The sequence below is a fragment of the Mesorhizobium sp. M2A.F.Ca.ET.043.02.1.1 genome, from assembly GCF_003952405.1.
Taxonomy (GTDB): domain Bacteria; phylum Pseudomonadota; class Alphaproteobacteria; order Rhizobiales; family Rhizobiaceae; genus Mesorhizobium.
The window spans coordinates 6360419-6381216 of record NZ_CP034445.1 but is presented as its reverse complement, the minus strand read 5'-3'; the positions used below and the strand labels follow the sequence as shown (position 1 = coordinate 6381216).

At 62.6% G+C, this 20798-nt stretch carries 25 protein-coding genes; 15 read left to right on the top strand and 10 right to left on the bottom strand.

Annotation, left to right across the window (positions count from 1 at the left end):
* The first annotated feature begins 253 nt into the window (after positions 1 to 253).
* The 4 genes from EJ068_RS30785 (at position 254) to EJ068_RS30765 (ending at position 3923) form a co-directional block, all read left to right on the top strand.
* Positions 254 to 892, top strand: a complete 639-nt coding sequence (locus tag EJ068_RS30785; protein ID WP_127250827.1) for a PAS domain-containing protein — start codon at positions 254 to 256, stop codon at positions 890 to 892.
* A gap of 174 nt (positions 893 to 1066) precedes the next feature.
* On the top strand, positions 1067 to 1684 hold the full coding sequence (locus EJ068_RS30780; protein ID WP_126061083.1) for a PilZ domain-containing protein: 618 nt from the start codon (positions 1067 to 1069) through the stop codon (positions 1682 to 1684).
* A gap of 240 nt (positions 1685 to 1924) precedes the next feature.
* A complete protein-coding gene (locus tag EJ068_RS30775) occupies positions 1925 to 2530 on the top strand; it encodes a transglutaminase-like cysteine peptidase (protein WP_127250828.1) in 606 nt (201 codons plus the stop codon).
* An 841-nt stretch (positions 2531 to 3371) separates the two neighbouring features.
* Positions 3372 to 3923, top strand: a complete 552-nt coding sequence (locus EJ068_RS30765) for an ankyrin repeat domain-containing protein (RefSeq protein ID WP_128315792.1) — start codon at positions 3372 to 3374, stop codon at positions 3921 to 3923.
* A 20-nt stretch (positions 3924 to 3943) separates the two neighbouring features.
* Here the strand turns inward: EJ068_RS30765 and EJ068_RS30760 are convergent, their stop codons facing one another.
* Both EJ068_RS30760 and EJ068_RS30755 read right to left on the bottom strand, forming a co-directional pair.
* Complete coding sequence (locus EJ068_RS30760) at positions 3944 to 4471, bottom strand: gamma carbonic anhydrase family protein (RefSeq protein WP_127250760.1); 528 nt, start codon at positions 4469 to 4471, stop codon at positions 3944 to 3946.
* A 19-nt stretch (positions 4472 to 4490) separates the two neighbouring features.
* Positions 4491 to 4835 carry a hypothetical protein gene (locus EJ068_RS30755; RefSeq protein WP_128298467.1) on the bottom strand — a complete coding sequence of 115 codons (345 nt, stop codon included), beginning with the start codon at positions 4833 to 4835 and terminating at the stop codon, positions 4491 to 4493.
* Between the two features lie 116 nt (positions 4836 to 4951).
* Between EJ068_RS30755 and EJ068_RS30750 the strand changes: the two genes are divergently transcribed.
* The 3 genes from EJ068_RS30750 (at position 4952) to EJ068_RS30740 (ending at position 7762) form a co-directional block, all read left to right on the top strand.
* The gene (locus EJ068_RS30750; protein WP_127250761.1) at positions 4952 to 5680 is read left to right on the top strand and encodes a hypothetical protein; all 729 of its coding nucleotides are present in this window, start codon (positions 4952 to 4954) and stop codon (positions 5678 to 5680) included.
* A gap of 80 nt (positions 5681 to 5760) precedes the next feature.
* On the top strand, positions 5761 to 6999 hold the full coding sequence (locus EJ068_RS30745) for a cytochrome P450 (RefSeq protein ID WP_127250762.1): 1239 nt from the start codon (positions 5761 to 5763) through the stop codon (positions 6997 to 6999).
* 55 nt (positions 7000 to 7054) lie between these two features.
* Complete coding sequence (locus EJ068_RS30740; protein WP_127250763.1) at positions 7055 to 7762, top strand: transporter substrate-binding domain-containing protein; 708 nt, start codon at positions 7055 to 7057, stop codon at positions 7760 to 7762.
* Between the two features lie 14 nt (positions 7763 to 7776).
* Here the strand turns inward: EJ068_RS30740 and EJ068_RS30735 are convergent, their stop codons facing one another.
* The 5 genes from EJ068_RS30735 to EJ068_RS30715 form a co-directional block, all read right to left on the bottom strand.
* A complete protein-coding gene (locus EJ068_RS30735; RefSeq protein WP_127250764.1) occupies positions 7777 to 8121 on the bottom strand; it encodes a cupin domain-containing protein in 345 nt (114 codons plus the stop codon).
* Position 8122: 1 nt separating this feature from the next.
* Positions 8123 to 9403: an O-acetylhomoserine aminocarboxypropyltransferase gene (locus EJ068_RS30730; RefSeq protein ID WP_129554969.1), complete on the bottom strand. Its 1281-nt coding sequence runs from the start codon at positions 9401 to 9403 to the stop codon at positions 8123 to 8125.
* Positions 9404 to 9563: 160 nt separating this feature from the next.
* The gene (locus EJ068_RS30725) at positions 9564 to 10085 is read right to left on the bottom strand and encodes a CoA-binding protein (protein WP_127250766.1); all 522 of its coding nucleotides are present in this window, start codon (positions 10083 to 10085) and stop codon (positions 9564 to 9566) included.
* Entirely contained in the window at positions 10082 to 10864 is a 783-nt protein-coding gene (locus EJ068_RS30720) for an AAA family ATPase (protein WP_127250767.1), read from the bottom strand. Before EJ068_RS30720 ends, EJ068_RS30725 begins: the two co-directional genes overlap by 4 nt.
* A 44-nt stretch (positions 10865 to 10908) precedes the next feature.
* Positions 10909 to 11730: an enoyl-CoA hydratase gene (locus tag EJ068_RS30715; protein WP_127250768.1), complete on the bottom strand. Its 822-nt coding sequence runs from the start codon at positions 11728 to 11730 to the stop codon at positions 10909 to 10911.
* Positions 11731 to 11882: 152 nt separating this feature from the next.
* Here EJ068_RS30715 and EJ068_RS30710 point away from each other — a divergent pair, with 152 nt between their 5' ends.
* From EJ068_RS30710 to rpsI, 5 genes are all read left to right on the top strand, one after another.
* Positions 11883 to 12338: a PaaI family thioesterase gene (locus tag EJ068_RS30710; RefSeq protein ID WP_127250769.1), complete on the top strand. Its 456-nt coding sequence runs from the start codon at positions 11883 to 11885 to the stop codon at positions 12336 to 12338.
* Between the two features lie 44 nt (positions 12339 to 12382).
* Positions 12383 to 12568: a type II toxin-antitoxin system HicA family toxin gene (locus EJ068_RS30705; RefSeq protein WP_126083820.1), complete on the top strand. Its 186-nt coding sequence runs from the start codon at positions 12383 to 12385 to the stop codon at positions 12566 to 12568.
* 28 nt (positions 12569 to 12596) lie between these two features.
* Positions 12597 to 12995, top strand: coding sequence for a type II toxin-antitoxin system HicB family antitoxin (locus EJ068_RS30700; protein ID WP_126082863.1), 399 nt, complete (start codon positions 12597 to 12599; stop codon positions 12993 to 12995).
* A 269-nt stretch (positions 12996 to 13264) separates the two neighbouring features.
* The gene (gene rplM, locus EJ068_RS30695) at positions 13265 to 13729 is read left to right on the top strand and encodes a 50S ribosomal protein L13 (protein ID WP_040983169.1); all 465 of its coding nucleotides are present in this window, start codon (positions 13265 to 13267) and stop codon (positions 13727 to 13729) included.
* A complete protein-coding gene (gene rpsI, locus EJ068_RS30690) occupies positions 13729 to 14199 on the top strand; it encodes a 30S ribosomal protein S9 (protein ID WP_040999876.1) in 471 nt (156 codons plus the stop codon). Before rplM ends, rpsI begins: the two co-directional genes overlap by 1 nt.
* 57 nt (positions 14200 to 14256) lie before the next feature.
* Here the strand turns inward: rpsI and EJ068_RS30685 are convergent, their stop codons facing one another.
* Positions 14257 to 15162, bottom strand: a complete 906-nt coding sequence (locus EJ068_RS30685) for a LysR family transcriptional regulator (RefSeq protein ID WP_127250770.1) — start codon at positions 15160 to 15162, stop codon at positions 14257 to 14259.
* A gap of 95 nt (positions 15163 to 15257) precedes the next feature.
* On the opposite strand from EJ068_RS30685, the gene EJ068_RS30680 reads away from it, so the two are divergent.
* The gene (locus tag EJ068_RS30680) at positions 15258 to 16130 is read left to right on the top strand and encodes an aldo/keto reductase family oxidoreductase (RefSeq protein WP_127250771.1); all 873 of its coding nucleotides are present in this window, start codon (positions 15258 to 15260) and stop codon (positions 16128 to 16130) included.
* 206 nt (positions 16131 to 16336) lie between these two features.
* Here EJ068_RS30680 and EJ068_RS30675 read toward each other — a convergent pair whose 3' ends face one another.
* Entirely contained in the window at positions 16337 to 17395 is a 1059-nt protein-coding gene (locus tag EJ068_RS30675) for a glycerophosphodiester phosphodiesterase family protein (RefSeq protein WP_128314819.1), read from the bottom strand.
* Positions 17396 to 17489: 94 nt separating this feature from the next.
* Positions 17490 to 18704, bottom strand: coding sequence for an acyltransferase (locus EJ068_RS30670; protein ID WP_127250772.1), 1215 nt, complete (start codon positions 18702 to 18704; stop codon positions 17490 to 17492).
* Between the two features lie 125 nt (positions 18705 to 18829).
* On the opposite strand from EJ068_RS30670, the gene speB reads away from it, so the two are divergent.
* Entirely contained in the window at positions 18830 to 19831 is a 1002-nt protein-coding gene (speB, locus tag EJ068_RS30665) for an agmatinase (RefSeq protein WP_127250773.1), read from the top strand.
* A 29-nt stretch (positions 19832 to 19860) separates the two neighbouring features.
* Complete coding sequence (gene argC, locus EJ068_RS30660; protein WP_127250774.1) at positions 19861 to 20793, top strand: N-acetyl-gamma-glutamyl-phosphate reductase; 933 nt, start codon at positions 19861 to 19863, stop codon at positions 20791 to 20793.
* Positions 20794 to 20798 lie beyond the last annotated feature (5 nt).

Genomic DNA, 20798 nt, shown 5'->3' with positions numbered 1-20798 from the left:
GCTCCCCGTAAACTCGTGACTGAAGTGCTGCCGATCGCTGCTGAAACGACCGTTTTGGAGTGGCTTTTGTGTGCCACGGGCCTCGGCAGCGCGCAATGTAAACCATTCGTTAACCTTAACGACCCCGAGACGTGAACAAACGTTAACGATACTGGCACGCATCCTGCTCCGCACTGCATGAAGCTCATCGGAGGGCGCCCTGTCTGTTCGCCGATGGGACATCAAAAGACAGATTGTGCGGAGCGGAATGGAAATGAAAGAAAAAGGATCGATCGCGCTGTTCCAATATTGGAACCAGTTGCGTGATGGCCGCCTCGCCCCCAAGCGATCGGAAGTGGAGCCGGCCGACATCAAGGCGCTTCTGGCCGACACCTTCATCCTCGAGCGCGACACGCGCGGCGAAGCGGTGTTCCGGCTAGCCGGCACGAGGCTCTGCGCCTATTACGGACGCGAGCTCAAGGGCTTCTCTTTTCCTTCGCTGTGGCGCGAGAAGGACCAGCGTCTGGTGTCGAGGCTGATGCAGGGCGTCTTCGATCAGAAATCGGTGCTGTTCATGACTTACGAGGGATTCAGCCGCAACGGCCGCTCCAACAAATTCGAGCTCCTGGCGCTGCCGTTGGACGGGGGGCACGAGAATCCGCGCTGCCTCGGCATTATCAGCACCGCCGAAAAGCCGTTCTGGCTTGGCGCCGACCCGCTCGCCGACGCGCTCATCGAAACGATCCGGGTGATAGATCCCGACAAAGAACCGATGTTCCTGAAGAACCGGCCGGCGATCGAGGTTCCCTCACTCGTTCCGTCCGAATTCGATCCCCCGGAAACCATTTCGGCGCTCGGCCGTGTGCGCCGCATCCGCCACCTCGTCGTCCTCGACGGCGGACGTCACGAATGAGCCCGGCCGCGCGGGATTTTCCCCTCGCGCGCGGTTAATTTTTCCGCGTCGCGCGCGTCTCCTGGCCCTGGCTTTCGCGGCCGACTTTTCCCGTTTGTTAACCTGCTTCGCTGTAGTTTTTCGGGCGAAATTCCACGCATCGTCGCGCGGAATGCCAATGGGGTGTAGGCAGTCATGAGGTCAGCGGCGGTAGAATTTGCACCGTCACGAGCTGAGCGGCGCAATTTTCAGCGTGTCCGGGTAAAGATTTACGGCCGCTTCATGCTGGAAGACCGCACCGAGCATCCATGCCAGGTGATCGATATGTCACCAGGCAATGTCGCGCTGCGCACCGACCGCATCGGCATGCCGGGCGAGAAGGTCATCGCCTATATCGACCATATCGGCCGCGTCGAGGGCATCGTGACGCGCACGTCGCCGGACGGTTTCGCCATGACCGTCATCGCCTCCGATCGCAAGAAGGATAAGCTTGCCGCGCAGCTCACCTGGCTTGCCAACAAGCACGAGCTGGACCTGCCCGAGGATCGTCGCCACGAGCGCGTGGCACCGCGCAATCCGATGAGCGTCCTGCAACTCACCGACGGGCGCCAGTACCAGTGCCGCATCATCGACCTGTCGCTCTCGGGCGCCGCGATCGAGATCGACGTCAAGCCGGCGATCGGCATCCAGGTCATGCTTGGAACCATGCGCGGCCAGGTGGTGCGCCATTTCGAGGACGGCGTCGCCATCGAGTTCGCGGTCATCCAGCGGCCGGAAACGCTCGACCAGGAATTCAACGCGCCGCGGTCCTGACGCAAGCCACCGCAAAGCCAAACGAACCGGCCCTCGGCGGCCGGTTTTTTGTGGCCCGGTTTTCACCCGAAATAGGCCACCCGGCACCTACCAAATCTTCACAAATCTGAACAATCCAGGCCCACGATAGTTTAAATTTTATGCTTATTCTACTGGCGTTTTACTCAATGTCTACTTCGGGTTTTTGCGTCAAATAAATCCCAACGTGGCACAGTCTCCTCAAACGGGGAGACTACAAGAATGAAAATGACGAGGGGCAAGCTGTTGCTCTTGGCAATGGCGATGCAGCTTTCCGCCTGGGGCACGGCAAGCGCGGGACCGGTTTTCATGCATACGGGTGGCCGCACCACCCAGCCGGTCGGTCACTATGATTTCTGTCAGCGCATTCCGGTCGAATGCAACGAGCGGACGCCGAAGGGACCGCCGGTCGAACTGACGCGCAAGCTGTGGGCGACGATCATCGACATCAACAATTCGGTCAACGCCCGGGTCAAGCCGCGCACCGACATGGAAATCTACGGTGTCGAGGAATACTGGGCCTATCCCGACAATGGCGTTGGCGATTGCGAGGACTACGCGCTGGAGAAGCGCCGCGAGTTGATGGCCGCGGGTGTCCCGGCCGGCAATCTGTTGATGACGGTGGTGCGCCAGCCCAATGGCGACGGCCATGCCGTGCTCACCGTGCGCACCGGCCTCGGCGAGTTCATCCTCGACAATCTCGAGCCGAAAGTGCTCGCCTGGAACGATACGGTCTACACCTATCTCAAGCGCCAATCGACGGAGAATTCCGGCGTTTGGGTGACGATCAACGACGGCCGCGAGGATGCGGTCGCCAGCGTCCGCTAAGGCGCCGAAGCGATCGGGCACGTCGCGGTGACGCGGCGGCGTGCCCAGGAAGAAAGCCCGGTCGAGTCCCCACCCTCCCCGTCCCCAACGACCGGGTTTTAGGAGCCGGCCCCTGTCCCCGGGGCCGGCTCCGCTGTTTCTTGCAAGCCGCGCAAATTTGAATTATTAGAAAAATTGCGGAGACGAGCTTAAGCCGCCTGCGACAACGGATGGGGATGTCGATCAAATGATCTGCATCTACTGTTGATACTGCGGAGTGGCACTCATGTGAGTGCTGTCTCGTGCGAGGGATATCCTTCCGAAAGAGGGGCAAGAGCTCAAGCCTTGCTGCACATCCGCTTCACGTTGATGAAGCAAAGGATGTGCGAAATGTATAACAAGTTAGCAAAAGTCAGGAACTTGCGAGCCGAGCAGCAAGATTGGCTATGCTTCTACTGTCGATTTACTATGTGGGAACGCGATGTAGATGCTTTCTCGAAGCGCTATGGTATCGGAAAGAGATTGGCCAACCGCTTTCAGTGCACCGCGGAACACCTGACGCCCGTACAAAATGGCGGCTCGAATAATTTGGAAAACATTGTTGCGGCGTGCAAATTCTGCAATCAAACACGGCACAAAATGCGCAAGGGCCCTCGGCGGAGAAGTACCGGCAGCATGTCCGAAAGCGGGTAAGGGCTGGGAAATGGCATCCGCGTGAGTTGTACCAGATGGCGACATCAGAAAACACCGTCGCAGTGACATCGCAGCGAACGTGCATGCGTCCCACATTAACCTGCGCCTTTTCACAGGTAGGGGATCGAGGCACTGTCAGCCGTCAAATTCCGTATTTTGGATCAGCAGGATGCTGGAAATCCCCGAAGATCGCGGCGAGCGGCGCAAACTGTTCCAGGCCATAGACCAGGCTTTCAAGGCCGGAGATTTCGCCACCCTGGCGGCAGCTCTCGGCGGCTCTGCGCGCTGGTTCGACGAGCGGATGCCGTTCGAGCTCGGCCTTGGCCATCCGCTGGAATATGCGATCTACTGGAGCCCGGCCGCCTTCATCACCGCCTTGCTCGATGCCGGCTCGAACCCGAACTATGACAATCCTGCCGGGTTCCCTTCGATCATAGCGGCGTTGTCGACGGAACGGCCGGACCGGCTGGACGTCATCCATATCCTGCTCGAGCTTGGCGCCGACCCGAACATGCGCGGCGTGAACGACTGGACGCCCCTGCACTATGCGGTGTCCCGGCGTGACGCCGAAGCGATCCGTCTCCTGCTGCTGGCGGGCGCCGACCCGTCGCTAAGAACCCGCATCGACGACTACGAGACACCATTGGAAGGCGCCGAAGAGGCCGGCTTCGAGGCCGGCGCCTTGCTGCTGCGTGAAGCGATGAACAGCCGCCACGGATGACGCGCGGCGCGCGGCCGCCGTTATACCACCGTCAGCCTGGCCTTGAAGCGTTTGGCATTGGCCACGTAGTGGGCGGCCGAGACGCGCAGGCGCTCGATCGCCGCTTCATCCAGCGTCCTGATCACCTTGGCCGGCGAGCCGACGATTAGCGAATTGTCGGGAAAAACCTTGTTTTCCGTCACCAGCGCGCCGGCGCCGACGAGCGAGTTGTTGCCGATCCTGGCGCCGTTCAGCACGATGGCGCCCATGCCGATCAGGCTGTTGTCGCCGATCGTGCAGCCATGCAGCAGGGCTCTATGACCGATCGTGCAGCCTTCGCCGATGGTCACTGGAAAGCCCGGATCGGTGTGCATGATCGTGTGTTCCTGCACATTGGTGTCTGCGCCGATCGTGATGCGCTCGCCATCGCCGCGGATGGCGACGCCGAACCAGAAGCCGACATTGCGGCCGATCCGGATATTGCCGATAAGCGTGGCATCGGGCGCGATCCAGTTCGTATCGGCGTCCTCGAACTCGGGCGCCTTCCCATCGATCGCATAGACCGGCATTTTTCGTCTCCGATTCGTCTCAACCAGCGAATTCGAAAGACCCTAAATTGGCGGTCGCCCAGGATGCAATGGCGATGAGCACGACGCCAAGCGCCAGAGCCCAGGCGATGGCCGTGCAGCCGCAGGACAACAGCGCCATCGTGCCGATGCGGCCCTCGCGCCGGGCGGCCAAGGCTTCGTTGGTAAGCATGAACGGTCCGGCGCAGGCCGTTGCCGCGAGCGAGCGCAGGATATGGACCGGCGAAACATAGGGCTCGGCGAAGGCCAGGCGTCGTCCGGAGAAAAGCTCCATGGCCGATCCGGCCAATCCGCAAGCCGTGATACCAACCGCAAACGCGTAAAGAACAAGCACAACGGGCTCCATGTTTACCAACCGTTTACCATGAAAACGCACAGTCGTGCCAACGCGCTGCAAGAGCCATGCCGCGCAGGCTGTGCCGCCGAAGGACAGGTGGGCGGATCGGGAAAGAGCGATGAGAGATGAAAGACGCAACGGCTGCCGAGAGCCCGGACTTCGAGGTCGTCAATTCGACCCTGATGAAGCGGGTCTTCTATATTTTCGCGGCTCTGGCGCTGCTTTCGGTGGCGATCAGCGTCGGCGGCAAATGGCTCGGACGGTCGATCGCCATGGCGGGCTATTCGGATGACACCACGGTGCGCCAGATCGTCATGGGCAACAATCTGATCAGCGTGCCGGCAAACTTCATCCGCTTCGACCAGGCCAGGCGCGACGGCATCGCCTCGCGGCTCGATCTCTATCTGCGCTATCCCGAGATGGACGGCTACAGCGCGGCCGCGCGCGACGACTTCAACCACACCACGACCAGGAAGATCATATTCCTGTCGTTCGAACCGCGCATGATGTCGCGCGACATGAGCGGCCGTTTCGCGCCGATCTACAGCGCCCTGGTCGAAAAGCCCGGCACGCCGGGGCCGGGCGGCACGACGGTTTACGCTTTCAGCGAAAAATCAGGCTATCTCAGCGAGGTGCTGGCCGTCGCCGAGCGCCCCGGCAAGGATCCGTTCGTCGCCCGCTGCCTCAGCGGGCCGAGCGCGGAGGAATCGCTGGCGCCTTGCGAGCGCGACGTCCAGGTCGGCGACGATCTCAGCCTCACCTACCGCTTTCCGCGCGAGCTGCTGGCGAACTGGCCGGCGCTGGACGCGGCGATTGCCGCCAAGGTGGCGAGCATCCTGAAAACGGGACACTGACGGCTGGTTCAACGCTTCTCCCTCTCGGGCGCCAAGACATTGTCTGGCATCGCGCTGACAAGGCGCGCTAAAGATCGACCATGATGCCAGCCTATCTCGACTTTGACACATCGAATCGCCGCCTGCGTCTCGACCCGCACGAACCGGCCTTCGTGCAGCACCCATACGAGGCCTATGCCTTCCTGCATAGCACTGCCAACGCGTTCTTCTGGGAAGACTACGGCTTCTGGTGTTTCGGCGGCTTCGACGACGTCAACCGCTTGCTGCGCGACCGCCGTTTCGGCCGCCAGAACCCGGCGGGGATTCCCGACAGCCGCGGCGTTGGCGAAGACCGCTCGCACCTCGTGGCCTTTGATGCGATCGAGGCCAACTCCATGCTGGAACTCGAGCCGCCGGTGCACACGCGGCTCAGAACGCTGGTAAACCGCGCCTTCGTCTCGCGCCAGGTCGAACGGCTCAGGCCACGAATCGAGGCCTTGGCCAACGAGTTGGTCGACCGCTTCGAGCCAGACGGCGTCGACCTTTTGCCGGCCTACGCCTCGCCTTTGCCGATCACCATCATCGCCGAGATGCTCGGCGTGCCGGTCGAGATGGGGCCGCAACTGCTCGACTGGTCGCACCAGATGGTGGCCATGTACATGCACGGCCGCACACGCGAAACCGAGGACACAGCCAACCGCGCCGCACGCGATTTTGCCGCGTTCCTGCGCGGCTACGTCGCCGAGCGGCGCAAGAAGCCGGGCGACGATCTGCTTTCCCTCCTGATCGAGGCCCAGGACAACGGCCAGAGGCTGTCGGAAGACGAGCTGGTGTCCTCGGCCATCCTGCTTCTTAACGCCGGTCATGAGGCGACGGTGCACCAGACCGGCAATGCGGTGCGCTCGATCCTGGCGCAAGGTGGCGATCCGCGCCGCTTCTTCGCGACACCCGAGGCGAATGCCGCGACAGTTGAGGAATGCCTGCGCTACGACGCGCCGCTGCACATGTTCCTGCGCTATGCCTATGAGGAGATCGAAGTGTCACCAGGCATCGTGGTCAAGCCCGGCGAGATGGTCGCGCTTCTGCTCGGCATGGCCAATCACGATCCCCAGGCTTTTGCCGAGCCCGACACCTTCAATCCGGCCCGCGCGGACCAGAAGAATGTCTCCTTCGGCGCCGGCATCCATTTCTGCATCGGCGCGCCGCTGGCGCGGCTTGAGTTGCAGGTCTCGCTGAAGACGCTGTTCGACCGGCTGCCGGAACTACGCCTGGCGGAGACGCCGCGCTTCCGCGACACTTATCATTTCCACGGGCTGGAGCGGGTTGCCGTGACTTTTTGATAGGCGAACCGACCCTGCCTAGAGCAGCCAAAATTGTCGTTCGGGAACCTAGAACATGAAATTCGCCTACCTGCAGGAACCACCCTTCTGCTTCGCCGACGCATCGGGCTCGGTCGTCGGCTGCGACGTGGAACTCGCCAAGCGGATATGCCAGATGCTCGGGCTGGGCGAGTTTTCGCCCGTCGAAGCCGAGTTCGCTGAACTGCTTCCCGGGCTGGTGGACAACCGATGGGACATGACGACGGGCCTGTTCATCTCGGACGAGCGCAAAAGGCTCGTTGAGTTTACGCGCCCGATCTGGTCGCTGCCTGACGGACTGATGGTGGCGAAGAACAATCCGTTGGGGCTGGAGGGCTACCGCTCGCTTGCCCTGCACCCTTCAGCGGTACTTGCAGTGATATCGGACCAGGTTCAGCATCAAACCGCGTTGCAGAATGGCGTTCCGCCCAATCGGGTCAGGATATTTGCGACGCAGGCTCAGGCGGCGGAGGCCGTGGCGAAGGGTATGGCGCAGGCATATGCCAGCGTCGCCATGGCGCATCGCGGCTACATTGCCCAGCGCCCCGACGAGCGGCTCGATGTCGTCGAGGTTCCCGCATCGGAGAAGCGGCCGGCCGCCGGCGCGTTCGCATTGGCCAAGGGCAATGCCGCGTTGCGCGAGCGGATCGATCGGTGCCTGAGCGATCTGCTCGGAAGTCCGTGGCACCGGAACATGATGAGCGAATGTGGTTTTTCCGACGACGATGTCGACCGACTGTTGTGAGCCGGCCGAAACCGTCAAAGCTTGATCACATATTCCTTGCGCGTCGTCTCGAGCACTTCCCAGGTGCCCTTGAAGCCTGGCCTCAGCACGAAACTGTCACCGGCTCGCACGGTGCGCGGCTCGCCGCCGTCCTCGGCGATCACCGAGACGCCGGACAGTATGTGGCAGAATTCCCATTCGTCGTAAGAGATGCGCCATTTGCCTGGCGTCGCTTCCCAGATCCCGGCATAGAGGCCGCCGTCGCGCTCCTCGACATTCCAGGTGCGGAATTTCGGATCGCCCGAGATCACTCGGTCCGAGGCCGGCGCACCGGCCTCCGGCTCGACGGCTTCGATATCGACCGCAAGAAAGGCAGACATATCAGACCTTGCTCAGCGCCTGCTCGAGATCGGCGACGATGTCGTTGACGTCCTCGATGCCGATCGACAGCCGCACCGTATCCGGCCCGGCGCCGGCCTTGACCTTCTGCTCATCGGAGAGCTGGCGATGCGTCGTCGAGGCCGGATGGATGACCAGCGACTTGGTGTCGCCGACATTGGCGAGGTGCGAGAACAATTCCAGCGCCTCGACGAATTTGACGCCGGCCTCGTAACCGCCCTTGAGGCCGAATGTGAAGACCGCGCCCGCGCCCTGCGGCGAATATTTCTTCTGCAGCGCGTTGTTCTTGTCGCTCGGCAGTCCGGGATAGTTCACCCAGGCGACCTTCGGATGGTTGGAGAGCCAGCCGGCGACGCTCGCGGCGTTGTCGCAGTGGCGCTGCATCCTGAGCGGCAGCGTCTCCAGGCCGGTCAGGATCAGGAAAGCGTTGAAGGGCGAGATCGCCGGGCCGAGGTCGCGCAGGCCAAGAACGCGCGCGGCGATGGCGAAGGCGAAATTGCCAAAAGTCTCGTGCAGGACGAGCCCGCCATATTCGGGGCGCGGCTCCGACAGCATCGGGTATTTGCCCGACTTCGACCAGTCGAACGTGCCGCCGTCGACGATGACGCCGCCGATCGAATTGCCGTGGCCGCCGATGAATTTTGTCAGCGAATGGACGACGATGTCGGCACCGTGTTCGATCGGCCGCACCAGATAGGGCGAAGCCAGCGTGCTGTCGACGATCAATGGCAGGCCATGCTTGCGGGCGATGTCGCCGATCTTCTCGATGTCGACGAAAACGCCGCCAGGATTGGCGAGGCTTTCGATGAAGATCGCCTTGGTTCTGTCGTCGATCTGGTTCTCGAAGGTCGAGAGGTCGTTGACGTCGGCCCAGCGCACTTCCCAGCCATAATTCTTGAAGGCGTGGCCGAACTGGTTGATCGAACCGCCATAGAGCTTGTTGGCGGCGATGAAATTGTCGCCCGGCTGCATCAGGTTGTGAAAGACGATTACCTGCGCGGCATGGCCGGAGGCGACGGCAAGTGCGGCGGTGCCGCCTTCCAGCGCGGCGACGCGCTCCTCGAGCACCGCCTGCGTCGGGTTCATGATGCGGGTGTAGATATTGCCGAAGGCCTTCAGCCCAAACAGCGAAGCGGCATGGTCGGCATCGTCGAAGACAAAGGAGGTGGTTTGATAGATCGGCGTGGCCCTGGCGCCGGTCGCCGGATCGGGCTTGGCGCCGGCATGAACGGCCAAGGTGTTGAAACCGGGCGTACGGGTCATCTAAATCTTCCTCTCCTGATCTTCGAAAAAACGCCGGGCATTCTTGGCGAAGCCCGGGTTGGAATGCAAAGAAGAAAATACCTTTCAGGGCGCGATCTGCGACCAACGCCCGAGAAAATCCGTTTCTTCCCGGAATAATTTTGCGCGCGCCGCTAGGCGCCTACTTCTGGCGCACGCCGAAGCTCTGAAACCCCTGGCGCATCAAGGGTTTCTTCGACGACAGAACGCCGGAGTTGACGCCGGTCCAGCCGATCTCGCCGGACAGCTTGCCGTATTCGATCTTCGGGCAGCGGTTCATCACCACCTTGATGCCGGCCGCCTCGGCGCGGGCGGCGGCCTCCTCATGACGCACGCCAAGCTGCATCCAGACGACCTTGGGCAACGGGTCGAGCTTCAGCACCTGGTCGATGATGCCGGGCACTGCCGAGGAAGCGCGAAAAATGTCGATCATGTCGACCGGCTGTGGCAGGTCGGCCAGGCTGGCATAGACAGTGCGGCCCAGGATCTCCTTGCCGGCATGGCCGGGGTTGATCGGGAACACCGAAAAGCCTTTAGCCAATAGATATTTCAACACGAAGTAGCTCGGCCGCACGTCGTTGGGCGACGCGCCGATCATGGCGATCGTCTTCACCGAGTTCAAAATGCCGGCGATGTAGGCGTTGTCGTAAGTGTCGTGATTCATGGTTCGTCCTCATACAGCGCTTCGGCGAGAAAGGCAGCCGGGTCGCTGCAGAAGTCGCGCATCATGCGAAAATGGTCGGTGTCCTGAAAATCGATCGGGTCGAGGCCGAAGCGGCTGATGCGGAAGAGCCGCGCATTCGGACAGGCCATCAGCAGCGGCGAGTGCGTCGCCATGATCACCTGCGCCGTGCCGGATTGCTCCATGCGTTGAAGCAATTTGAGCAACTCGATCTGGCGCGTCGGCGACAGCGCGCTTTCGGGCTCGTCGAGGATGTAGATGCCTTGCCGGCGGCAGCGCTCCTCGAAGAAGCGGATGAAGCCTTCGCCATGCGACCAGGACAGAAAGTCGGGTGGCGGTGGCCTGAACGGATCTTCGAGCGCTACCTTATCGAGATAGCGCGCGACCGAGTAGAACGATTCAGCGCGGAAGAACCAGCCGGCCGTGACCTTCGGCAGCCAATGGCCGCGCAGCGTGTCCGCAAGCGCCGCGCCGCTTTTGTCGATGGCGATGGAATGATCTACCGGACGATACCCCTTGCCGCCGCCCGCCTCGTCATAGCCTGCCAATGCTCCGATCGCTTCCAGCAGCGTCGATTTGCCGGTGCCGTTCTCTCCGACGATGATGGTGATGGCCGAGGCGAATTCGAACTCGAATTCGCGGTCGCGAAAAATCGGCAGGTTCCAGGGATATTGGTCCCAGTCGGCAACCCGCGACGGCTCAAGCAGGATGCGCTTGAGATAGGGTGCCTTCAGCCGCGTCAGTTGCTTGCGGGCAGCCACGTCGAACCTTCAGCGATGGGATGGTGCGGCTCCATGCAAACCGGCTACTCGTCGGACCATTGCGGCTTGCGCTTGCCGATGAAGGCGCCGATGCCTTCCTCGGCGTCGCGCGCCAGCATGTTTTCGACCATCACGCGGCCGGTATAGGCATAGGCGTCGGCCAGCCCCATTTCGGCCTGGGCGTAGAAGGCTTCCTTGCCGGTCTTGACCACCAAAGATGACTTGGAAGCAATGGTTTGGGCGTATTTGTCGACAACCTGGTTGAGATATTCACGCGGCACGATGCGATTGATCAGGCCGAATTCCTTGGCGGTCGCCGCGTCGATCGTCTCGCCGGTGAGCAGCATTTCCATCGCCTGCTTGCGCGAGACATTGTGCGACAGCGCCACCATGGGCGTCGAGCAGAACAGCCCGATATTGACGCCCGGCGTGCAGAAGGTGGCCTCGTGCGAGGCGATGGCGAGGTCGCAGCTCGCGACCAGTTGCAGACCGGCGGCGGTGGCGAGACCGTCGACCTCGGCGATGACCGGCTTCGGGTGGCGAACGATGGTCTGCATCAACTTCGCGCAGGCAGCGAAGGTTCTTTCGAAGAAGGCTTTGCCGCGGTCCGGCTCGGCGCGGTGCGCCGTCATTTCCTTGAGGTCATGACCTGCGCAGAACACTTTTCCCGACGCAGCCAGGATGATGACGCGCACGGATTTGTCGGCCTTCACGCGATCGAGTTCGGCCTGCAGCGCTGCCATCGTCGCCAGCGAGAGCGCATTGGCCGGCGGGCTGGCGAGCGTGAGGCGCAGGATGCCCTTGTCCTGGCTGACAAGAATGGGGCCGTCGGCGACGGCGGGCTTGATGGCAACAACTTCAGCCATGTCCAACCTTTCGGGTCAGCGCTCGCGGCGCATGGAGCAACAGAACTAGCACGCTGCTGGTTGCAGAACAGCCGCGAGGCGTGTTTTCTCCGTCGCACCGTTTGGTCCAGGCATATCGCCCGGAGCTTGTCACCACATATAGGACGTTGCCCATGCCCGCCCAAAGCGATCTGAAGCCAATGCTCGATGCGGCCGAAGTCAATGCGCTGATGGCAAGCGTCTATCCGCAGCTCAACGACAGCTTCACCTCCTATGAGGCGATCGACGTATTTCCCGGCGGCTGCACGGTTCGGCTCAACGCCGACGAACGGCATCTGCGTCCCGGCGGCACGGTGTCCGGTCCGTCGCTGTTCACGCTGGCCGACATCGGCGGCTATGTCTGCGTGCTCAGCCACGCCGGACAGGACGCGCTGTCGGTGACCATCAATCTCGACATCAACTTCATGCGCAAGGCCGAAGCCGGTCCAATCGACGGCCATTGCCGGATCCTGAAGCTCGGCAAGAGCCTGATGGTGTTCGACATCGACATCGTGGCGGGCCCGGATGGGCACACTGTGGCCCATGCCACGGGGACCTATTCGATCCCTCGTAAGTCTTCTCAAACTTGATACCGCAGTGAGATGTGTATATATATGCGCATAGGTGACATTTGATCGAGCGTGACAGCCGCCGCATCATAAAGCGGCTGAGAGACGACGGCTTCGAATTGGTCTCAGTTCGGGGCTCGCATCACAAATTCCGAAAAGGCGCCATCGTGCTTGTCGTTCCGCACCCGGAAAAAGATCTGCCAGTCGGCACTGCTCGCGCGATCGCCAAACAGGCAGGCTGGATTCGCTAGACCTGAAGTATACAATCAGGAGACTGTAATGAAGAACTACTTCGCGCTGGTTGAGAAGGATGCCGACAGCGCATTCGGTATTCGCTTCCCCGACATTCCGGGCTGTTTTTCAGCGGCCGATGTACCCGAGGATATCGTGCCGAATGCAATCGAGGCCCTGCAACTTTGGGCCGAGGATATGTCCGTGCCTGAACCATCCAGCCATGAGGCGATTGTATCGCTTGCCGATATCCGTACCGCGCTATCTGAAGGAGCTTATCTGGTCTCCGTGCCGCTGATCGACAATGACAGTGCCGTGGTCAGGGCGAACGTGACATTCGAACGCGGTGTCCTGCGCGCAATCGATGCCGCCGCGCGCGAGCGCGGCATCACTAGGTCCGCGTTTCTCTCAAGCGCCGCCCGCAGGGAAATTGAGGCAAAGCACTAGCGCGAGGGCGACTGGCATCGATCACCTTTGTGGTAAAATAATACCGTTCGGCCAAGCCATTGTTTTTTCTTTATTTTATTCGCTAAACGCATTTTCCGCTGCCTTGACGCATAAGGCCCCCTCGCCTATAAGCCCTCGCGAAGCAGCGGCCCGCAACGGCCGCCGTTTTGTTATTGGCGGGTGGCTTCGGTTTTCCCGTCAATCCAAGCAACAAGAAACGCCTTCTCTTGTCCCTCGTGGACGGGAAAGGTCAAACTGAGAGCAAAACCATGGCTACCTTTTCGCAGAAGCCTGCGGATGTGGTGAAGAAGTGGGTGCTGATCGACGCCGAAGGTCTCGTCGTCGGTCGTCTGGCCACTGTCATCGCCAACCATCTGCGCGGCAAGCACAAGCCCACCTTCACCCCGCATGTCGATGATGGCGACAACGTCATCGTCATCAATGCCGACAAGGTGGTGTTCACTGGCAAGAAATACACCGACAAGGTTTATTACTGGCACACCGGCCATCCCGGCGGCATCAAGGAGCGCACCGCGCGCCAGCTGCTCGAGGGCCGTTTCCCCGAGCGCGTCGTCGAGAAGGCCGTCGAGCGCATGATCCCGCGCGGCCCGCTTGGCCGCCGCCAGATGAAGAATCTCCGCGTCTATGCCGGCGCCGAGCATCCGCACACCGCCCAGCAGCCCGTCACGCTCGACGTGGCCAAGCTGAACTCCAAGAACAAGAGGGCTTCGTAATGGCTGAGCTTTCCTCGCTCGCAGAACTCGGCACCGTCGCCGCGCAGCCGGCCGCGCCCGTGCATGTCCAGAAGCTCGACAAGTCGGGCCGCGCCTATGCCACCGGCAAGCGCAAGAACGCCATCGCGCGCGTCTGGGTGAAGCCGGGCTCCGGCAAGATCACTGTCAACGACAAGGAATTCGCGACCTATTTCGCGCGTCCGGTGCTGCAGATGATCCTCAACCAGCCGATCGTGGCGGCCAACCGCGCCGGCCAGTACGACATCGTCGCCACCGTCATCGGCGGCGGCCTCTCCGGCCAGGCCGGTGCGGTCCGTCACGGCATCTCCAAGGCGCTGACCTACTATGAGCCGGGCCTGCGCTCGGTGCTCAAGAAGGGCGGCTTCCTGACCCGCGACAGCCGCGTGGTCGAGCGCAAGAAGTACGGCAAGGCCAAGGCCCGTCGCAGCTTCCAGTTCTCGAAGCGCTAAGCGCCGGGAATCCAAGCTTTCGAAAAGGCCGCCTCCGGGCGGCCTTTTTGTTTTCCGCTACCAGTGCCCGGCCGGCGTCTTGATGTAGTCGATGAAGGCACGCAGCGGCGCCGGCACCAAGCGGCGCCCGGGATAGTAGAGAAACGGCCCCGAAAAGTTTTGCCACCACGGCTCCAGCACGGGCTCCAGCACGCCGCTCTCGAAATGCGGGCGTACCCAGTCTTCGAAGAGCCAGAGAATGCCGACGCCGGCGATCGCCGCGTCGATGGCAAGATCGACGCCTCCGCCGATGCTGACGAGCAATGGTCCCGTGGTATCGACCCGCACCACCTCACCATCCCGCTCGAACTCCCAGGGCGTCATGACCCCGCTCGGGAAGCGGCCGCGTATGCAGGCATGGCCAAGCAGGTCACGCGGATGCTGCGGCCGGCCGTGCCGGTCAAGATAGGCCGGCGCTGCGGAGGTGGTGAAGCGCTGCGTGCGCGGTCCGATCGGCACGGCGATCATGTCCTGCTCCAGCCGCTCGTCATAGCGGATGCCGGCATCGCAGCCGGCCACCAGCAGATCGATGAAATTCTCCTCGGCGATCACCTCCAGGCGAATGGCAGGATAGGCCGCCAGAAATCCCGGAACGATTCTTGGCAGCACCAGCCGCGAGGCGCTTATCGGCACGTTGAGCCGCAGGGTTCCGGCAGGCCGGTCACGAAAGCCGTTCACCACATCGAGCGCGGCTTCCACTTCGCCCAATGCGGGGCCGAGCCGCGCCAGCAGGCCGGCGCCGGCCTCGGTCAAAGCGACACTGCGCGTTGTACGGTTGAAGAGCCTGACACCGAGCTGGGTTTCCAGACGGCGGATGGCTTCACTGAGCGCGGAGGCGCTGCCCGCCGTGGCGCGGGCGCCTTCGCGAAAGCCGCCGGCGCGCGCCACAGCCATGAATGCCTGGAGATCGTTGAGGTCAGCCACTGTTCTGCAATCCGTACAAGTTGTTTCGATTATACCCGGTTATCTGGACAACGGCCATGCCCTATCTCCCTCGTCGACAGCGAAGGAGAACCACGATGTCCAGCGTAAACAAATCCGGCACCTATAAACTCGGCGACCGTTCGGTCCGCCGCCTCGGCTACGGCGCCATGCAGCTCGCAGGCAAAGGCGTGTTCGGTCCGCCGAAAGACCATGACGCGGCCATCGCCGTGCTGCGCGAAGCGGTAGAGCAAGGCGTGAACCATATCGACACCAGCGATTATTACGGGCCCTATGTCACCAACAGGCTGATCCGCGAGGCGCTTGCGCCCTACCCCGACGACCTCACCATCGTCACCAAGATCGGCGCCCGCCGTGGCGAAGACGCCTCCTGGCTGCCGGCCTTCACAGCCGACGAGCTCGAGCAGGCCGTGCACGACAATCTCCGCAATCTCGGTCTTGAGGTGATGGACGTCGTCAATCTGCGCATCATGTTCGGGGTGCATGGTCCGGCCGAAGGTTCCATCGAGGCGCAGGTCACCAAGCTTGCCGAGCTGCAGCGCAAAGGCCTGGTGCGCCATATCGGCTTGAGCAACGTCACCCGCGCGCAGATCGCGGAAGGCCGCAAGATCTGCGACATCGTCTGCGTGCAGAACCAGTACAATCTGGCGCACCGCGACGATGACGCGCTGATCGATGAGCTGGCTCGCGACTGCATCGCCTATGTGCCGTTCTTCCCGCTCGGTGGGTTCAGCCCGTTGCAATCGTCGACGCTGTCCGACGTGGCCGACCGGCTCGGCGCGACGCCGATGCAGGTGGCGCTGGCGTGGCTGCTGCAGCGTTCGCCCAATATCCTTTTGATACCGGGCACCTCTTCGGTCGCGCATCTGCGGGAGAATCTGGCAGCCGCGGAGTTGGAGCTGTCGGCTGATGTGTTGAACGAGCTGGATGGCGTGGCGAAAGCTGCGTAGGTCGGCGCAGCACCCCGCCCGCGCCTGCGGCGCGACCTCCCCATCGAGGGGAGGTAGGGCGCCGCGCTTTATGCTTGAACGCCAGTTTAGCATTCAGGATTACCGCACCGCAGGCATGCAGCGACGGCAGTTTGGCACGACGTTCTACCTCCCCTCGATGGGGAGGTCGGCGCGAAGCGCCGGGCGGGGTGAAGCGCCGACGCCAGCTAATTAATGCTCGCCGTATGCGCCGGCTCGGCCTGCCTGATGTCCGTCGTATAAGGCACCCGATAGCCATTCGCCGCCAGCCACTCGATCGCCGCTTTCGGCTCGTCGGTCTGGATGATCGTTGCGCCGCGGTCGACCCAGAAACCCCAGGCCTCGCGTGGCAGGCCGGCGGCGACGGCGAGTTCGTCGCCACGGCCGCCGGCAAGGAAGCCGCCCGGCTTGTGCACGATGGCGTAGGTGTCGGCCCAAAGGTGCCAATCGCCGCCGGCCGCTTCCGCCCGCATATGGTTGCTGAACAGCGGCCCGCCAGAGGCGGTCAGCGTCTCGGCGCCGTTGCGCCAGTTGATCAACTCGATGGCGCGCGGCGCGAACACCTTGTCGACCTCATCGGCGAAGGCGGCATCATGCACGGCGTCGTCGGCGAGGATCGGCATGAACTGGAAGCCGCCGCCTGCGCTTGTAAGCGCGGCACTGGCGGCATCGATGCGCTGCCGGTTCCAGAGGTTCTCCTTGACGATCACCTGGTCGGCCATGCCGAGGTCGCGCGCCTCCGCGACCATGCCCGGCAGGTCGGTCACCTCCAGCTTGTTGTCGAGGTTGATCAGGATCCTGTCCCTGGTCGTCAGCAGCATCTCGCGCAGCGTCGACACCGTCTCGTTGGTGACGGCGCCCGTGCCCTCGATGACCAGCCGGCAGTTCTTCAGCTCGGCCAGCGTGTAGTTCACGACCTCCCCCTTGCAGGTGGTGGTGCGGTCGAGCCAGCTGTCATGCATGATGACGAACTCGCCGTCCTTCGCGCGCCGGACATCGACCTCGACGATCTCGGCGCCGATCGCGATCGACCCTTCGACCGCGGCCAACGAGTTCTCGGCATAAAGCGTCTTGCCGGCCTGCATGCTGCCGGCGCGGTGCGCGGCGATCATCACATGATCGCGCCATTGGTTGGCGTGCTCGAAGCGATCGAGGATTTGGGTGGCGCGCGTCTCGCCGGCTAGACTTTGGTTAGGAATTGCACCAAGCGCGGCGGACAGAAAAAGCCTCAGCCAGAGTGTTCGCATCGGGGAATCGCTCCGTTCCGGTCGCGACCCGGTTAGGCGATGCCCATGACAGGGCGGTGAACGAAGCCGGCTAGCTGTTTCGTATCGAAGTCCGTCAAATACGCTTGGAAAGGCGCCGGAACCAGGCGAGCGCCGGCATTTCGACGAAGCGCCAGGTGAACCACGACGCGACGACGACGGCGATCAACATCGCGATCAAAGCCGCAAAACCGATCAAGGGCGAGCCGGCGCCGAAGCCGGTCGCATGCTCACCTCGCAGCATCAGGTCGCCAACGATGCCGAGCCCGAGCTTGCGCTCGAGAAGGCCGCCGGCATTGATCATGCGCGCCTGGACGAAGATGTGGACCATATAGATCGAATAGGAGAGCGAACCGAGCAGCAGCATCGGCCGGCTGCGCAAAGCCACGCTGACCCACCCACCCTCATGCGCAAAAAGGTAAAGCGCCAGCGCGAAGACGACGGGCGCCGCGATGCCGATGTCGTTGGTGCCGGCGATGGAGACGAACAGCGCGATCCCCGCGATCATCACCAGCTCCGCAATCGTCCAGGCGATGCGCCCTGCCCCGCCGCTAAGCGCCTGTCGCGCCTCTGCAATGGAATCGTGTTGAAACCAGGCGAGCAGCGCGCCGAGCGAGAAGCCGTAAAGGCAACGGATGAAGCCGAAGTCGAAGGACACGTCCATATGACGCGTCGAGACCGCCACCAGGAAAAGCGGCGCCGTCACCGCGGCGGCGACGAACCATATCCAGGCGCGCTGTCCAGCAGTGAAGAAGACGGCGGCAAACAGCAGATAGGTGAAGAACTCGGCCGAAATGCTCCAGCTCGGCGCGTTCCAGCTCAGATGATCCTCGACGCCCATGCCTTGCAAAAGGAAGAGGTTGGCGATCAAGCTTTTCAGGTCGAAACCGGCGGTGAAGGGCGCCGGACCCGTTCCGTGCAGCGCCGGCAGGACGAGCCGCAGCGCCTCGAAGCCAGCGAAAGCGGCAAGCATCATAAGATGCAGCGGATAGATGCGGCCGAAGCGCACGAGCGCGAAACGGGCAAGATCGTCCGGCTCGTTCAGGCGGCTGCCATAGGCGCTGGCGATGACGAAGCCGGAGAGCACGAAGAAGAAATCGACGAACAGATAGGAGCCGCCGACAAACGCGCCTTGCGAAATCATCGAGGTCGTCGGGAAGTGGAACAGCGCCACCAGCAGCGCGCAGATGCCGCGCCAGGAATCCAGCACCAGAAAGCGCTCGCCGGCCGCCGTGCCGACACGGGTCGCCGCTGGTGCGGGCGCAAGGTTGAGCAGAGCCGTCTCAGCCATAATGATACAGATCCTGTGTTGCCGTGGCACTCGCCGAGCGCCGCGCCGTTTCCGCAAGCTGTGACTGGCATGTTGCGTGCCGGTTCTGTAGTTGTGGCTGCCCCGATGCAAACCGAGGACCCGTAATGGCGAACCTAGAGATCGACCACGCGTTCACCGCCCGCTCCAAGACGGGCGCGTCGTTCGAGCCGACCTATGCCGGCGCGCTGTCGTTCATGCGGCGCAAATATACGAAGGACGTGAAGGGCGCGGACGCCGTCGTATGGGGCATTCCTTTCGATGCCGCTGTCACCAACCGGCCGGGCGCCCGCTTTGGGCCGCAAGCGATCCGCCGCGCCTCGGCGATCCTCGACAACGATCCGCAATACCCGTTCTCGCGCGATCTCTTCGAGCATCTTTCGGTGGTCGACTACGGCGATTGCCTGCTGGACAGCGGCAATCACCAGAAAACGCCGGGCACGATCGAGCGCGAGGCGGCCAAGATCCTGAAATCAGGCGCGTTCCTTTTGACGCTCGGCGGCGACCATTTCGTCACCTGGCCGCTGCTCAAGGCGCATGCCGCGATCCACGGGCCGCTGGCGATGGTGCAGTTCGACGCGCATCAGGACACCTGGCCGGATGACGGCAAGCGCATTGACCACGGCTCCTTCGTCGCCCGCGCGGTGAATGAAGGCATCATCGACCCCGACCGCTCGATCCAGGTCGGCATCCGCACCCATGCGCCGGATACGTTCGGCATAAAAATCCTCTACGGTCATGAGGTCGAGGAAATGCGCGCCTCCGATATCGCCTATGCGATCGTCGACCGCACCGGCGGCAAGAAGACCTATCTCACTTTCGACATCGATTGCCTCGATCCGGCCTTCGCGCCCGGCACTGGGACGCCGGTGGCAGGTGGCCCGTCATCGGCCAAGATGCTGTCGACGCTGCGCCAACTCGGCCAGGTCGATGTCGTCGGCGCCGACATAGTCGAGGTTGCGCCGGCCTATGATCATGCCGATATAACGGCGATCGCCGGATCGATCATCGCCATGCACTATCTCGGCCTGTTGGCGGAACGAAAGGCACGGGCGGAAGAGTTGAACAACGGCAATCATGCCGCGCTAAATCATGCTCACGGCATATGATATTGGAATCGCAGGGAATTTGGTAAGCAATGAAACCGAAAATTTTCATTGACGGCGAACACGGAACGACGGGCCTGCAGATCAGGGCGCTGCTCGCCGACCGCGGCGACCTGGAGATCATCTCCATCCCGACCGAGCGCCGCAAGGAGACCGCCGCCCGCGCCGAATTCCTCAACGCGGCCGATGTCGCGATCCTTTGCCTGCCGGATGCGGCGGCGAAGGAAAGCGTGTCGCTGATCACCAACGACACGACCAAGGTGATCGACGCCTCGACGGCGCATCGCGTGGCCGATGGCTGGGAATACGGCTTTGCCGAAATGGACAAGGACCAGGCGAAGAAGATCGCCAGCGCAAAGCGTATCGCCAATCCGGGCTGCTGGCCGCAAGGGCCGATCGCGACGCTGCGGCCGCTGGTCTCCGCCGGCCTGTTGCCGGCCGATTTCCCGGTCACCGTCAACGGCATCTCCGGTTATTCCGGCGGCGGCCGGCCGATGATCGAGGACTATATCGGCAAGGGCGAGGACGCGCCCGAGTTCCTGCCCTACGGGCTGACGCTGCAGCACAAGCATGTGCCGGAACTGCGCACCTATGCGAAGCTGTCGCACGACCCGATAATGCAGCCGGCGGTGGGCAATTTCGCGCAGGGCATGATCACGATGGTGCCGCTGCAGCTCGGCGGTCTCGACCGCGTGCCGACCGGCGCCGAACTCCACGCGGCGATCGCCGACCATTATGCGTCGATCGACGGCGGCGTGGTCGAGGTCGCGCCCTACACTCATATGGAGCGGATCCCGGAGATCGATCCGGAGATCTATAACGGCACCAACCGGATGAAGGTCTATGTGTTCGCCAATGACGAGCGGGCGCAGGCGCTGCTGATGGCCGTCTACGACAATCTCGGCAAGGGCGCTTCGGGCGCCGCGGTGCAGAATCTCGATCTGATGCTCGGCATCAAGCATTGAGCGGC

Bases quoted from the DNA above. Each gene is read 5' to 3' on its own strand.
- EJ068_RS30670 (WP_127250772.1), bottom strand. From the start codon at position 18,704: ATGGCTGAGACGGCTCTGCTCAACCTTGCGCCCGCACCAGCGGCGACC.
- EJ068_RS30760 (WP_127250760.1), bottom strand. From the start codon at position 4,471: ATGCCGGTCTATGCGATCGATGGGAAGGCGCCCGAGTTCGAGGACGCC.
- EJ068_RS30740 (WP_127250763.1), top strand. From the start codon at position 7,055: ATGAAATTCGCCTACCTGCAGGAACCACCCTTCTGCTTCGCCGACGCA.
- EJ068_RS30675 (WP_128314819.1), bottom strand. From the start codon at position 17,395: ATGCGAACACTCTGGCTGAGGCTTTTTCTGTCCGCCGCGCTTGGTGCA.
- EJ068_RS30725 (WP_127250766.1), bottom strand. From the start codon at position 10,085: ATGAATCACGACACTTACGACAACGCCTACATCGCCGGCATTTTGAAC.
- EJ068_RS30735 (WP_127250764.1), bottom strand. From the start codon at position 8,121: ATGTCTGCCTTTCTTGCGGTCGATATCGAAGCCGTCGAGCCGGAGGCC.
- EJ068_RS30680 (WP_127250771.1), top strand. From the start codon at position 15,258: ATGTCCAGCGTAAACAAATCCGGCACCTATAAACTCGGCGACCGTTCG.
- EJ068_RS30700 (WP_126082863.1), top strand. From the start codon at position 12,597: ATGAAGAACTACTTCGCGCTGGTTGAGAAGGATGCCGACAGCGCATTC.
- EJ068_RS30765 (WP_128315792.1), top strand. From the start codon at position 3,372: ATGCTGGAAATCCCCGAAGATCGCGGCGAGCGGCGCAAACTGTTCCAG.
- rplM (WP_040983169.1), top strand. From the start codon at position 13,265: ATGGCTACCTTTTCGCAGAAGCCTGCGGATGTGGTGAAGAAGTGGGTG.
- EJ068_RS30755 (WP_128298467.1), bottom strand. From the start codon at position 4,835: ATGGAGCCCGTTGTGCTTGTTCTTTACGCGTTTGCGGTTGGTATCACG.
- EJ068_RS30730 (WP_129554969.1), bottom strand. From the start codon at position 9,403: ATGACCCGTACGCCCGGTTTCAACACCTTGGCCGTTCATGCCGGCGCC.
- EJ068_RS30750 (WP_127250761.1), top strand. From the start codon at position 4,952: ATGAAAGACGCAACGGCTGCCGAGAGCCCGGACTTCGAGGTCGTCAAT.
- EJ068_RS30745 (WP_127250762.1), top strand. From the start codon at position 5,761: ATGATGCCAGCCTATCTCGACTTTGACACATCGAATCGCCGCCTGCGT.
- EJ068_RS30785 (WP_127250827.1), top strand. From the start codon at position 254: ATGAAAGAAAAAGGATCGATCGCGCTGTTCCAATATTGGAACCAGTTG.
- rpsI (WP_040999876.1), top strand. From the start codon at position 13,729: ATGGCTGAGCTTTCCTCGCTCGCAGAACTCGGCACCGTCGCCGCGCAG.
- EJ068_RS30780 (WP_126061083.1), top strand. From the start codon at position 1,067: ATGAGGTCAGCGGCGGTAGAATTTGCACCGTCACGAGCTGAGCGGCGC.
- EJ068_RS30710 (WP_127250769.1), top strand. From the start codon at position 11,883: ATGCCCGCCCAAAGCGATCTGAAGCCAATGCTCGATGCGGCCGAAGTC.
- EJ068_RS30715 (WP_127250768.1), bottom strand. From the start codon at position 11,730: ATGGCTGAAGTTGTTGCCATCAAGCCCGCCGTCGCCGACGGCCCCATT.
- EJ068_RS30775 (WP_127250828.1), top strand. From the start codon at position 1,925: ATGAAAATGACGAGGGGCAAGCTGTTGCTCTTGGCAATGGCGATGCAG.
- argC (WP_127250774.1), top strand. From the start codon at position 19,861: ATGAAACCGAAAATTTTCATTGACGGCGAACACGGAACGACGGGCCTG.
- speB (WP_127250773.1), top strand. From the start codon at position 18,830: ATGGCGAACCTAGAGATCGACCACGCGTTCACCGCCCGCTCCAAGACG.